The following is a 12,291-nucleotide window of genomic DNA, read 5'->3' on the forward strand; positions in this document are numbered from 1 at the left end:
CATGCCTGTGTCCTTGTCTCGATTGTTTACGGTCATAGTGTTTACGTTGACCAGTGCCTGTGCGGCGTTGGCCGACAAAAGGGTAGCGTTGGTAATTGGTAATTCCGATTACGTATCCGTGGGTTCACTGGACAATCCGATAAACGATGCCTCTGATCTGGCCATCGCGCTTGAAGGGTTGGGCTTCGATGTGTTTCTGGGCACAGACCTGACGCGGGATGAAATGCTGTCGCTGGCTGAGTCCTATGGGGCGACGGCTGCAGATTCTGACGTGTCACTGCTATTTTATGCAGGGCATGGGTTTCAGGTGGGCGGGAGAAACTATCTGGTCCCGGTTGATGCGCAAATATCAACGCCAGAAGACATTCCCGATCAGACGGTTCCGATGGAGGAGTTCGTCAGCCGCATGGAACGTTCAGACGGAATTCGTTTGGTTTTCTTAGACGCCTGTCGTGACAATCCGTTCGAAGGAACAGGCATTGATCTTGGTGGCGAAGGGTTGGCGCGTGTAGGCAGCGCCGCAGATTTCATGTTTGCCTATGCCACGCAACCGGACAACGTGGCTTTTGACGGTACCGGTCGGAACAGCTTCTTCACCGAGGCGCTGTTGAGCCATATCTACACGCCCGGTCAGGATGTTTCGGATCTCATGATCTCGGTTCGAAAAGATGTTTTGGCCTCGACAGGAGGGCGGCAGATTCCTTGGGATAACTCGTCGCTGACCCGCCAGTTCCGCTTTGACAATAGCCCGGTCACAGCTTCGGAAGAAACCTTGCTGTGGCAAGTGGCAGCGAATGCGCAGGACCCATCGCTGATGCAACTCTACATGGATCGCTACCCAGAGGGCGCGCATGCAGGCGAAGTCATGGCGTTTTTGGATCAGTCAGGCCAGGGTGAGACACAGACCCGCGCCGTGTCCGTAGAGGACGCGGATGAACAGTCAGAGCGGCTTTGGAAACTGGCGCAGCGCAGCCGAATGCGGCCATTGCTGGAATTCTATCTTGAGCAATACCCGAACGGAAACCATGCTGATCAGGCCCGCCGACTGATTGCATCGATCCCGCGTCCCGAAGACAGTACACCTGGTGGGATATGTGAACGTCTGGCAACGCATCCACGGGACCGCACAGCCAGTATTCCGGGCGTGCCCTTCAGCCGGCTGCAAGACAATGCGTTGACCGCGATTCAGGCGTGTAGCGCGGCTGCCGCCCAATCACCGGATCTGTCACATTATGTGGCATTGCTGGCGCGGGCGACGATTGCTGCAGGTGATGTGGACCGTGCTGTGACGCTGTACCAACAAGCTGCAGCCGAAGGTGATTTGCGGGCAATGGTTTCTCTGGCTCAACTGCACGAAAGCGGTACTGGCGTACCACAGGACGTGAACATGGCATTGGACCTGTACGAACGCGCCGCCGAGAGTGGCAGTTCTGATGCAATGATCAATTTAGCCGTGACCCTGTTCGAAGGCCAAATTGCTCCGAAGGATGAAGCGCGTGCCATCGCACTATTGCGGCGTGCTGCTGAAGGCGGATCGGCCAAGGCGACCTTCAATCTCGGTGTCTTGGCGCAAGATGGTATCGCTGGCGAGCCTGCTCAAGCGCTGGAGTATTTTCAGCGGGCAGCGCGGGATGGAGAATTTCAAGGCTATCTCGCGGCAGCAATCCTTTTGGATGAAGGACGGGGAGTTGCACGCGACCCGCTTGAAGCAGCACGCATGCTGCTGCGCGGCGCGGCGGAAGATAATGGCGCGATCCTCAATCAGTTGTCTCTTGCGTCTGACCAATGGTCTCGAGAAACCGTGATGGAAGTGCAGAAACTTCTGCAAAAGGCGGGGTATTATTCGAGCACAATTGACGGCGTGCCAGGGCCGAACTTTGTATCCGCGTTGCAACAGTGGCGCAGCGGCGGTTTCGACCCTGTTATTCTGGCCGAAAACTGATTGTGCTCAACGCCTGAGATCAGTTCAGCGGAATAAATTCGATCCGCCGGTTTCGGCGCTTACCGTCTGCAGAGTCGTTGGACATCACCGGGCGACTTTCGCCATATCCCACCGTCACAAGACGATCCGAAGCAATGCCTTGGTCCACCAGATAGTTGTTTACGGCCTGAGCCCGCCGCTGGCTGAGGGCCTGATTGGCTGTTTCAGACCCATCGCTGTCAGTATGGCCGCCGATCTCGATTTTCAGGTCGGGGCAACGGCTGACGATATCGTGCAAGTTGGTCAATAACGGGATTGAGGCGTCTGACAGACGGGCACTGCCAGAGTTGAAATAAATGTTTCCGGTGCGCGACAATATCTCCATTCGCCCTTCGCACGCTTCCCGGCCCATTTCGCCTTTGGTTTCCAGCGCTGCCGCCCCCGGTGCCTCAGCCACCAACTCCAGTTGAGGGGGCGTACCGGCTTTGGCCCGATCGAAGACGAAACCGAAGCTGATAAAGCCAAAGGGCAGAATATCCACGCCTGCCGCTTCTTCTAGTTTGGCGCGGCCTTCTTCAAGATTGAAATCAGGCAGAGCAATCGCGATTGGTGTGGTATTCGCCACCGCTACGCGATCGTTGTCCACCAGCGTAATCGCGACCTGAGCAACACTGTCCTTCTTAACTCCATGCAGCGAAAGCGTGTAGGGCAGTTCAATGATCTTGTGACGCTCTTGATGTAGATTGACCAGCTTGTCAGAGGGGAGCTTGGTGGTGATGACCGCTTCGGGATAATTGAAAGTTTCAAAGAACAAAAACCGCATGCGTACGTTGCGTAGATCGATTTTAGTATCCACACTGTCCATTTGAATCCGGATTTCGGCATCGCCTCCTGGGTCGATCACGCCCGTAAGCGAGGCAAATCCACTGTGTTCGGCAACCGAGTTCTTTTTTACGGACAGAAATTGAAGCTCTGACGCGTTGGCGTCCAACTCCCACCCATGTTCGAATGGATCAGTGCTTTGCGCAAATGCAGAACTTGCGAGCAGCAGGCTGGCTAAAGCAATAAAGTATCGCCACAAGGTTGAATGTCGCATATGTGAACCACTTCCTATACGTGATACTCATATCGGAATATGATACGAGTTGGCCACAAGAAAGCCAAAAATCTGGGATAGACGACTTCGCACCAGCATGATGCCCTCTTGTCACGGGCTGACTGCAATGGCGGGAAAAAAGGAACGGACGTGCTTCGCATCTTTAGAATTGTGATTGCGATGATTTCATTGCTCTGGTCCTCAGCCGCATTGGCTGAGCCGCGTATTGCGTTGGTGATCGGAAATTCTGCCTATGGTTCGGTTTCGCCGTTGGATAATCCGGTCAACGACGCCAAACTGATCACAGAAAAACTCAGCGTCCTAGGGTTTGAAGTCCGACATTTGTCCGACAGCAATCAAATTGAAATGAAACGCGCAATTGCACAGTTCGGGCGCGACCTGCGCAAGGGCGGTGAAAGCGCGGTTGGACTGTTTTACTATGCCGGGCATGGCGTGCAATCCTTTGGGTCCAACTACCTTTTGCCTGTCGATGTCTCGCTTAGCGACCCGGCAGATTTGGACCTGATGGCGGTTGAGGCACGCTCGGTGCTGCATCAAATGGCGTCAGCGAACAACAAGACCAATATCGTCATTCTTGATGCCTGTCGAAATAATCCATTCGAAGAATTGGCCGATATGGATGACAATGGCCTGGCCGAGATGAAAGCGCCAACCGGTACATTTCTGGCCTACGCCACCGACCCGGGTGGTGTCGCTCTTGACGGTGAGACAGGCAACAGCCCCTTCACGCTGAGCCTTGCGGGGCATATCGAAACCCCGGGAATGGCAATCGAACAATTGTTTAAGAAGGTTCGGGTTGATGTGTTGAGCGAGACCCGCGGATTACAAACCCCTTGGGATACATCTTCTTTAACTCAGGATTTCGCGTTTGCGATTGAGACCGAAACCAAGATTTTGCAACATGAGAACGAAGCAGATTCATGGCAATCTGCGGTCAATTCTCGCGATCCGGTACAAATCATGTTGTTCATGAGAGCATATCCCGAAAGCATACATGCGGAGAAGGCAAGCGAACTACTGCAAACTGCTATGACCGAGTCTTTCGGGACTTCACCACAATTTGGCGTTTCGCAAGTCGAAACGGATCAATCGGGGCCTGAGCCAACGGAAACTGATCGTCTCATGTATGAGTTGGCTCTGGCAGACGACTCCATCCATTCCTATGAGGTGTATCTTCATAGCTTTCCAGACGGCGCGTTTTCGAATGAGGCCGTGGATCGCCTTGCGGCCCTGCGCCACGGCGAAGAGACGATGACGCGCAAAGCGGAGCCGAGTGTCGCTTCATCTGAAACCGGGCAGTCGAAAGAAACTTCTGCTGATGCGGTCTTGACGCTGTCCTCCCGGCTGACTTTTGGCAATTCCTATGTGCGCGGACATACCATCAGCGAATTGGTTGCTGGATCGCCACAGTTTCCTCCGATGGAAGGTTTGCCAGACGAATTGTGGAAAGGACAGTCATGTTCCAATTGCCATCAATGGACGCCAGAAACTCTTTGCGAACAGGCTGAATCTTATGTGAAACGACCTGCGGCCGGAAATATCACCAAACAACACCCCTATGGCGGTGGCTTGAAAGTTAACCTGCGCCGCTGGGCTATGGATGGATGTCAGAGTTAAGCCGGGTGGCTTGCCGCTTTGTTCAATCTTTGAGGGTTTGTCGCTCATGTCGGCGCAGATTTGATCATGAGGGGTGATAGGGATGAAATCCTCTTTCAACTGTCAACGAAATTAACTCTACGAATTTTAATCAAGGGTTAAAGACTATCGTACCTTTGAAATCACACATCCATCCCAGAAATTTCATCAGAAAATACGCCCAAAATGGAATTGTCGGGTATATACAATAACACGTATTGCCCGATTGTGCCTTAACCTGACCTGAGGACTGAACGTGAACTCCACTTTCACCATCCTGATCATCGCAGATATTTCAGGCAGCACCCCGCTTTATAAAGCTGTGGGAGACGGCGAAGCACAACGATTGATACAGCTGGAACTGGATCGGCTGCGTCGCGTGCTGGCAAAGCATGGCGGTGTTCAGGTTGGTCAGAAAGGTGATGATGTTCTCAGTTATTTTTCTGATGCCGATGCCGCGCTGGCTGCTGCGATGGAATTGATCGGGGGGTCGTCAGAAACTTCGCTTTCGGTGCATGTAGGGATGCATTGCGGACCGATCGTGATCGCCGAGAAAGGCGTATATGGAGAGGCTGTGAACTTGACTGCCCGTCTTGCAACCGCTGCCAATCCTGGCGAGGCTTGCGTGAGCGAAGATGCCGCTGCCTTGTTGCCAGAGGACTTGCGGCGATTGTTGAAGCCGCTCGGGCGGCTGAGCTTGAAGGGCCTCAGCGAACAGACAATGGCCTATTCTCTGGTCAGCCCGGACTCTGACCCGTTCACCCAGACCAGATTGCCGTCGTCCTATGGCCGGACCGAAGATCACTGGAAAACGACCGAGCGCATTACCTTGCTCCTGAGTCTCGAAGACCAATCGTGGCAGTGCTATGAGAATGGCGAGTTGAGAATTGGCCGATCTCCCGACTGCGATGTTGTGCTGCCACAGCCTTGGGTTTCCCGACTACATGCCGTCATCAAAATCAAAGACGGCAAGCTTATTTTGTCGGATCACAGCACGTCGGGTACCTATGTCAAAACTGAAGCCGGACGAGAAATCCAGTTGAAACGTGAAACGGTCATGCTGGCTGATAGCGGGCTGATCTCTCCCACTCTGCCTATTCAACATTCAAAGGTCTGTTTGCAGTTCGATGTTCTTGGGCGCCTTCTCGCTCCAAAGAACGTTGCCTGAAACGTCGGCTATGGTACGAAGCTTCGCTACATAAGAGAAGGCGCAGCATAAGCAGTTGTCTGGCCTGCATGGCGGCCCGGCAGAGGGATCGCGGCAGAACTCTCTAGCACCCTGCCGTCCTACATTCGGCAAACCTACCGAATTTATTGGGCCGCGGTCGTTACGAAGAAGTAGACCCATTCGCCTTTGAAGTCCGGGTGCGCGGCGCGCGCGTTGGTCACGCTCTGAGCAAGGAAGTCCAGATACGGGCCTGCGGGTTCTACAAGCGGGCGGTCGCCTGCATGTAGGGGCACTGATGAGGCAAACGCCGCTACGATCTCTTGCCCATAAGGTGGGCCAATGGTGATGAATAGGCCGGGATCACCCTGTTGTTCCGCGCCGATTTTCAGCGGCGCTTTGGCCGGAGTTTTCGTCAGCGAAACAGAACTGTTCGGGCTGAGATGTATCACCTGTCCCGCGGCATCGAAGAAATCGACATAGATATAGGCGTCATAGTCGGCTCCGGTGAGGTCCAGCACCAGCTGCTGACCTTGGGTGTATCTGAATTCGCGCGCATGGACGTCTTCGCCCACGAGCAGAGGGTTGGTGATCTGATCCGTCGACTGCGGTAGGCCGACGGATGAAATCCCGCTCAGCGCGCCACATTGCGGGCGCGGCAGGATCAGCAAATTGTCAGCCACCTGAATGTTTTCGCCCGTCCGCGCCTGTAAGGCGGAGAGGACGGGGTCGCGCAGCCCTTCTTCGGGGATATGGCCGATCAGTTCCAGCGTGTTGGTCTCGGGCTGGAACTGAACTTGCAACCTGGCGCAGGGGACCTGCGATAGCAGCCCGTCGATCCCGTCACGCAGGTCTTGTGCGCTTTGGCCGACATCTTCAGGCCGGGTGAAGCTTTGAAACGCCGCTAAACTGACCGGATCGACCGGGCCATCCCCTGTGGCCGAGAAGACATCGGTCGCCTTTGCCGTTTCCGTTTCGGGGATTGTCTGGCTCAACGCCACGGACTGCGCCTGAACAGCCGTCGCTTTTTCCAGGTTGGGGCGTGACTGTCTTAGGGCAATCGGTTGTGCCTGAATGACGGTCGCGCTTTCTGCCTGGGGCAGTGCAATGGCCACCGCTTGTGTAGGCGCAATCCCGGCAGTCTCAATCGGCAGTGGTGCATCCTGGACTGCGGTCAGTGCCTCAGCGCGCGCGGCCTGATCCTCGGCGCGAAGCTCGGTGGACGGGGCCTTGATGGCTTTGGCTGAGGATTGCGGGATCGCTCCTTGTTGCAGTTGTGCGCCTGACGCGTCTTCGCTTTGGGCAGCGGTCGCTTCGGGTTGCGCCTGAACGGCGGTGCTTTGGGTAACCTGATGCGCAGACAATTGCATTCGGGTTTCCGGTACCGGCTGTTCGATGACAGGATCAGGATCGACCGAGCGCAGCAGAACCACGCCCGCCACAGCATGCAGGGCAACCGAACATAGCAGGGCCGTGCCCCATATCAGCGGCGCGCGCATCACCGGATCGGCCCCGGCGGAGTGACGACTAAAACCACATCACGCGCGCCCGAGGCTTCGAATTCGGCGATCAGCGGCAATACCTCGCGCAGCGCAGCGTCCTGATGGGCGTTGATGCGGATCAGCAGGTCGGGGTTCCCGTCCAAGGCTGTCTGCACCTGTTGCAGCGCACCTGGGCCGGTTACTTCGGCTCCATCCAGCGCGAGTGTTCCGTCGATGCTGACCGATAGAGTCAGACCGCCTGCGGGCATATCGGCGCCGGTCTGCGCCACGGGGGGAGAGACGTCGAACGGTGCTGTAGCATCCATCCGCCCGATCAGCATGAAGAAAACCAGTAAAAAGAAAACAACGTCGATCAGGGCGATGATCGTCTCGGGGTGGTGGCGCGGTGTGGGGCGTGTGATCTTCATGGCCGTGCCTCAAGCCTGACGACGCGCAGATTGGACACGCCCGACTGTGTGACCACATCCATCACCGAGACCAGCGATTGCAGCCGGGCGCTGCCGGTGGGCAAGATAATGACCTGCGTTGCCGCGTTCTGCGTCAGGCGTTCACGCAGCAACAGGGTCAGTGCTGCAGGTTCCAATGGTCTGCCTTGAAAATGCGGAGTGCCATCCGCGCCTATGCGAATCAATAGAACGCTTGATGAGTCCTGACGAGTTTCCACCAAGGTTGGGGCAGGGCGGTCGGATTGCGCCAGCGCCGGGATCATATCGAGGTTCAGATAAGTCGAAGTCACCATGAAGAAGACCAGCAAGATCAACATTACGTCGATCATCGGCACCAGTGAAATCAATGATCGGCTCGGTGTACGTCGGTTTAGGTTGATCTCGCGCGACATTAATGGCCCCTCAATGCGCACCGCGTTCTTCGATTATCATCAGTTGACCCACTGCGTTTTCGATGGATTGCGCGCCGGCTTCCGCCCGGCCTGAAAGCAATGAGGCGCCGATGGCGGCAGGAATAGCCACGAGCAGCCCGGCGGCGGTTGTCAGCAAAGCCTGCCAGATTCCACCCGCCAGCACCGACGCATTGGCTGCGCCCTGCGCAAGTTCCAGTTCCTGAAATGATTGGATCATGCCGGTCACCGTGCCCAGAAGACCCAACAGTGGTGAGATCATTGCGATCAGTTCCAGAACACGTATCCAAGTGTTCATCGCCGTGAACTCAAGATTGCCGCGCCGTGTCAGCTCAGCCGTTAAGGCAGGGCCTTTGAAGCCGTCGATCAGCGCCTGCATTGCGTAGGCACAGACCCGGTCCGCCGGGGACTTGCCGGACGCCACAGCGGTCTGAGCTGCCTGCCTGTCTCCCTTGGACCATTGCACAAGGGCCGCATCGCGCGCAACTGCGCCGGATCGCACCGAGGCGAGCTGGATGACCTTGAACGCGATCACAGTGAGTGACAGCAAAGACAGCGCGCCAAGCACGATCAGGATTGGGCCGCCGGTGCCCAGGTTTGAAAACCCCAACATCGCTTATTGCGCCAGACTTGCTGAGGTTTTGCTATCCAGCGCAAGCAGCGGGAAGCAATCAATGGGTTCGGCATTTTGTGGCGTGCACGCGGGAAGGTCGTGCAGCAGAATTTCCGAGATATTGGCGCAGTCGATCTCGGGGATTTCGAACAGTTTCAGAACTGTGCGCTGGACAGGCAATGGGGCCGCATCGATGGACAGAAGCCGGTCGATCACGCCATTGCCGTCCAGTATGGCCAGCGACATCTCGAAGGCTTCGAAGCTGTTGCCCGTCTGGTTGCGAAACAAGAAGAAGGCACGACAGCCGCCGGTGTCGCCGGCTTCGAACTTATTTAGCTCGATCGACAGTTTGCCCTCATCCGCATGGGCCGCCATGGGCGATAGCGCCAGCAGGAGTGCAGCGAAAATCCCTAATCTCATTTTTGGTTCCCTGTTTCTTGAGCCATGGTTCTTTTTGATAGACAGTAGTTCCGGCCCATTCGTGAAATCTGGGCCATGTCTGATCATTGCAGCAACAGTGCCATTGCAGGAAGAAAAAAGTCTGAAATATGATCCGACCGGTCGAGCGAGCTTTTTGAAAACGTGCATACTTTGGTAATGTAATTTTTGCTGAGCTTCATGGGTTTCATATTTCAAACCGCAAGCTAAGTCCTTCCTAGCTGACGCAGTCTTAATACTGTTTCAATGGTCAATAAAATGTGGGACTAGATGTACTGTTTCCAGAAACCAAGGAAACAGTGCTTGTAGTCAACAGATTCTTGAAACGGACAATTTTTGAGTTGCTTCACAGCTTTCTAAGCAGAGGCTGCCTTGGTTTGGCCAATGCGACTGGCTTCATCATGGTGTACCAGCGAGATCGGTTGAAGTTTCCACAATACAGCCAAAGCAAGGACAGCTTTCGCTGCATGATGGTCCATGTGTACGGCTTATGCCCGAAGATCGGAAACATGTCTGTAGCTATGCTTTTGTGCATTGTTGGACTGGGGATGGTAAGGGCTTCTGGACGCTGAACATCATTGATGAGCACAGCCGGGAATGCCGTGCGATCAAGGTGAACTTAACAGACGTGATCGATGATAGGACAAACCTGTTCATCCTGCGTGGTGCTTCTACTTTCATCTGATAGGACAATCGCCCGGAGTTCGTTGCACAGGCTGTGCGGTACTGGATCGCGATGCTCGGCGCAAAGACCGCCTAAATCGAACCAGAGTCACCTTGGGAAAATGGATACTGCGAAAGCTACAACTGCGGATGAGCGATGAACTGCCCATTGTCGAAACATTCTGTAGCCTGATTGAGGCTAAATCCTCGTCGAACAGTAGAGGATACCACAATACTAAGAGATCCCACAGTACATTGGGCAATTGCCCACCGACCACTGGGAACCGACATCCCTAAGGATCAAGGGTCGACAATGCGCTCACAAACAATCTGGAGCAGTCAGAAGAGGCTGTTCAATGGCTTGTCGGCTGATTGAGCTTCCTGTCATTGGCAGTCGAAAGCAGCATTTGAACACTGCCTGCCGATCTCAGCTGCGATCTTGCTCAAAGGCACTATTGCATTTAGCGTACCTTTGATCGCCTCTCGCTCGCAAATCCAACTCTGTGCTTGCCATGTCGGTTCTCACTGCTTTTTAGCAATAAAAGAGATGCGTCGCGACCCAGTTTGAACGTGCACCCTTAAAGGAGAGCAATACGTGTATGCAAATTTATGTTAAATAACCACTGATCCAATCCTCAGCCCAAGCCTCGGTTTTCCTTTCGACCGTTTAATGTAGTGTCATTTCTTTTGAGGTTTCGTGCCAGTTCGCTCAGGTCCTTGTAAAGGCTTCAGGCTGCGAGATGCCACTTGGTTACATCTTCGCCCTGCGTCATGACAACAAACTCGTCGTCCCGTGACGCCGGGCCCGTCAGCGCGCCGCAGGGCCCGTTAGTTGACACGTTCTCACAGGTTCCGCGCAATAGATTTGCGTTCAGCTGCCGAGCAATCTTGTCTGGGGCCCCGGACGCCGCCCAGGCTTCGCGGGAGATTGCCTGCAGCACCACTGTGACGTTGTTCGAGATCACCGCCGCCGCGTTATTGAGACTCTTTCTGCCGGAATTGATGAGGAAGTATCTCGCACCCATTTTCTCGATCAACGGCTGGATAAATTTCACCGCATCTTCATCGCCTTCAAGGCCACATAGTGCCCCTTTGCACCGCTTTTGTGCGGACACAGGGTCAGCGAAGGACAGAACCGGATGGATGCTTGCTAGTTGCCAGTCCAGTTCTCGAAGCGGCGCCATCTGTTCCGCCGGGAAGAACCCACAGCAGTGAACGACAATCGGTACCTGTCAGGGGGTCTACGACCGCTGAACGCTTCAGCGAGCCTTGAGGCTAAAAGAAAAATCTGAGTAACCGGAACCGCCAGAATTCACAGGTCGGCAGATCGCAGTTCCGCATAGTGGCCTAAAGCCCGCCTCGTCCCAGCTGCTTGGGTAATGTTTCGGGCTGACTGACCCTTGGCACACAACACATCTTGAACCGAACATTCTGGGATGGCACTCAATAGGCTGATCCGTGTTTTGCTGACCCGCCTAGGGTCGATGACATTTACCATGATTTGAGACAGCCCTTTGCCCCCATGTCGTCCTGTAGATGCATCCCTAACGCCACACCAAATTCCGATATAGAAACATCTGCGCTGCGTTCACGACCGTCTTACCGTAGGCTTATACCATAGGCCGACGTTGGTCCTCTCTAACTAAGATCCAGCGTTCGAGACCTCGAAGTGGGTGTTTACCATGCGTAACAAGCGCTCAAAGTCACCCGAGACAGCTTCCACCAGGAAATTCTGAATTCTGGATTGCTCGGCTCCGGCTGTTGTAGCTGCGGCCTGGCAGCGTGCCAGCACTTCAAAGGCATTGGCGTTTGTTCTAGGCAGGTCGATGGTGGCAAGTTTTTTCATGTCAAATCCTCATGTAGAATACCGAGCAACAATCGCAGGCCAAAATTAATCTCAGGTATCAGATGTGGGGATTTTGGCGTCGTCTAACGAACTCTTCAGATTTAATTCGAGTCGCGATTACAGGCTCAACAGCAAATGATCCCGATCCAGAACGGCCGCACATTCAATAAGCAGCAAACAACTGTATTGAACCCGCAGGAGACCAAGAGATTTTTCGCTGCGCTCGCTCACTACTAATAGATAGACGGGGCCGCAGCATCAGCGTCAGGGTGACAATGTCCACCAGCAAGAACGACCCAAAGCGGATCTCGAACATCCATATCGGATGCCGGAAACGCAGCCCGCATTGCTGTGATTGCCCATGACTATTCAATCCGGTGCCAGATAGCGGGACCCATCAGTCGCGGACCCAAACCGCAGGTTTACTGACTACAAATACCTAGGGACCAGTTCTATGCCTGCTAGGATAGATGCGGCTGACGCGAAAGATTTGAACACCAGCATGGGTCTGATTCTTCGTTTGATGAAGCGGTGA

The 12,291-nt window shown here is 54.7% G+C and carries 11 protein-coding genes and 2 pseudogenes; 4 read left to right on the forward strand and 9 right to left on the reverse strand.

From position 1 onward, the window contains the following. Position 1 precedes the first annotated feature (1 nt). Positions 2–1,942 carry a caspase family protein gene (locus tag ACR0B3_RS20535; protein ID WP_480810668.1) on the forward strand — a complete coding sequence of 647 codons (1,941 nt, stop codon included), beginning with the start codon at positions 2–4 and terminating at the stop codon, positions 1,940–1,942. Positions 1,943–1,961: 19 nt separating this feature from the next. Here ACR0B3_RS20535 and ACR0B3_RS20540 read toward each other — a convergent pair whose 3' ends face one another. After that, positions 1,962–3,017: an OmpA family protein gene (locus tag ACR0B3_RS20540; protein WP_480810669.1), complete on the reverse strand. Its 1,056-nt coding sequence runs from the start codon at positions 3,015–3,017 to the stop codon at positions 1,962–1,964. Between the two features lie 150 nt (positions 3,018–3,167). On the opposite strand from ACR0B3_RS20540, the gene ACR0B3_RS20545 reads away from it, so the two are divergent. Both ACR0B3_RS20545 and ACR0B3_RS20550 read left to right on the forward strand, forming a co-directional pair. Continuing rightward, positions 3,168–4,655: a caspase family protein gene (locus tag ACR0B3_RS20545; RefSeq protein WP_480810670.1), complete on the forward strand. Its 1,488-nt coding sequence runs from the start codon at positions 3,168–3,170 to the stop codon at positions 4,653–4,655. Positions 4,656–4,929: 274 nt separating this feature from the next. Then, on the forward strand, positions 4,930–5,841 hold the full coding sequence (locus ACR0B3_RS20550) for an adenylate/guanylate cyclase domain-containing protein (RefSeq protein WP_480810671.1): 912 nt from the start codon (positions 4,930–4,932) through the stop codon (positions 5,839–5,841). Between the two features lie 143 nt (positions 5,842–5,984). Here the strand turns inward: ACR0B3_RS20550 and ACR0B3_RS20555 are convergent, their stop codons facing one another. Genes ACR0B3_RS20555 through ACR0B3_RS20575 form a run of 5 tightly spaced genes read right to left on the reverse strand, consistent with a single transcriptional unit; the run spans position 5,985 to position 9,229 of the window. Beyond that, positions 5,985–7,337 carry a DUF4384 domain-containing protein gene (locus tag ACR0B3_RS20555; protein ID WP_480810672.1) on the reverse strand — a complete coding sequence of 451 codons (1,353 nt, stop codon included), beginning with the start codon at positions 7,335–7,337 and terminating at the stop codon, positions 5,985–5,987. Next, positions 7,337–7,747, reverse strand: a complete 411-nt coding sequence (locus ACR0B3_RS20560; RefSeq protein ID WP_480810673.1) for an ExbD/TolR family protein — start codon at positions 7,745–7,747, stop codon at positions 7,337–7,339. Before ACR0B3_RS20560 ends, ACR0B3_RS20555 begins: the two co-directional genes overlap by 1 nt. Beyond that, positions 7,744–8,178, reverse strand: a complete 435-nt coding sequence (locus ACR0B3_RS20565; protein WP_480810674.1) for an ExbD/TolR family protein — start codon at positions 8,176–8,178, stop codon at positions 7,744–7,746. Before ACR0B3_RS20565 ends, ACR0B3_RS20560 begins: the two co-directional genes overlap by 4 nt. Before the next feature lie 10 nt (positions 8,179–8,188). Continuing rightward, positions 8,189–8,809: a MotA/TolQ/ExbB proton channel family protein gene (locus ACR0B3_RS20570; RefSeq protein WP_480810675.1), complete on the reverse strand. Its 621-nt coding sequence runs from the start codon at positions 8,807–8,809 to the stop codon at positions 8,189–8,191. Between the two features lie 3 nt (positions 8,810–8,812). Beyond that, positions 8,813–9,229 carry a hypothetical protein gene (locus ACR0B3_RS20575; protein ID WP_480810676.1) on the reverse strand — a complete coding sequence of 139 codons (417 nt, stop codon included), beginning with the start codon at positions 9,227–9,229 and terminating at the stop codon, positions 8,813–8,815. Positions 9,230–9,668: 439 nt separating this feature from the next. Here ACR0B3_RS20575 and ACR0B3_RS20580 point away from each other — a divergent pair. Next, a pseudogene (locus ACR0B3_RS20580) lies at positions 9,669–10,207 on the forward strand (integrase core domain-containing protein); the annotation flags it as partial. A 431-nt stretch (positions 10,208–10,638) separates the two neighbouring features. Here the strand turns inward: ACR0B3_RS20580 and ACR0B3_RS20585 are convergent. From ACR0B3_RS20585 to ACR0B3_RS20595, 3 genes and pseudogenes are all read right to left on the reverse strand, one after another. After that, on the reverse strand, positions 10,639–11,094 hold the full coding sequence (locus ACR0B3_RS20585) for a DUF2520 domain-containing protein (RefSeq protein WP_480810677.1): 456 nt from the start codon (positions 11,092–11,094) through the stop codon (positions 10,639–10,641). Positions 11,095–11,552: 458 nt separating this feature from the next. Further along, a complete protein-coding gene (locus ACR0B3_RS20590) occupies positions 11,553–11,756 on the reverse strand; it encodes a hypothetical protein (RefSeq protein WP_480810678.1) in 204 nt (67 codons plus the stop codon). 444 nt (positions 11,757–12,200) lie between these two features. Beyond that, positions 12,201–12,291: pseudogene (locus tag ACR0B3_RS20595) on the reverse strand (IS6 family transposase); the annotation flags it as partial.

The sequence above is a fragment of the Ruegeria sp. CE9 genome (assembly GCF_056537425.1).

Coding starts and splice junctions, on each gene's coding strand:
- ACR0B3_RS20570 (WP_480810675.1), bottom strand. CDS start 8,809: ATGTTGGGGTTTTCAAACCTGGGCACCGGCGGCCCAATCCTGATCGTG.
- ACR0B3_RS20590 (WP_480810678.1), bottom strand. CDS start 11,756: ATGAAAAAACTTGCCACCATCGACCTGCCTAGAACAAACGCCAATGCC.
- ACR0B3_RS20575 (WP_480810676.1), bottom strand. CDS start 9,229: ATGAGATTAGGGATTTTCGCTGCACTCCTGCTGGCGCTATCGCCCATG.
- ACR0B3_RS20585 (WP_480810677.1), bottom strand. CDS start 11,094: ATGGCGCCGCTTCGAGAACTGGACTGGCAACTAGCAAGCATCCATCCG.
- ACR0B3_RS20555 (WP_480810672.1), bottom strand. CDS start 7,337: ATGCGCGCGCCGCTGATATGGGGCACGGCCCTGCTATGTTCGGTTGCC.
- ACR0B3_RS20535 (WP_480810668.1), top strand. CDS start 2: ATGCCTGTGTCCTTGTCTCGATTGTTTACGGTCATAGTGTTTACGTTG.
- ACR0B3_RS20565 (WP_480810674.1), bottom strand. CDS start 8,178: ATGTCGCGCGAGATCAACCTAAACCGACGTACACCGAGCCGATCATTG.
- ACR0B3_RS20560 (WP_480810673.1), bottom strand. CDS start 7,747: ATGAAGATCACACGCCCCACACCGCGCCACCACCCCGAGACGATCATC.
- ACR0B3_RS20540 (WP_480810669.1), bottom strand. CDS start 3,017: ATGCGACATTCAACCTTGTGGCGATACTTTATTGCTTTAGCCAGCCTG.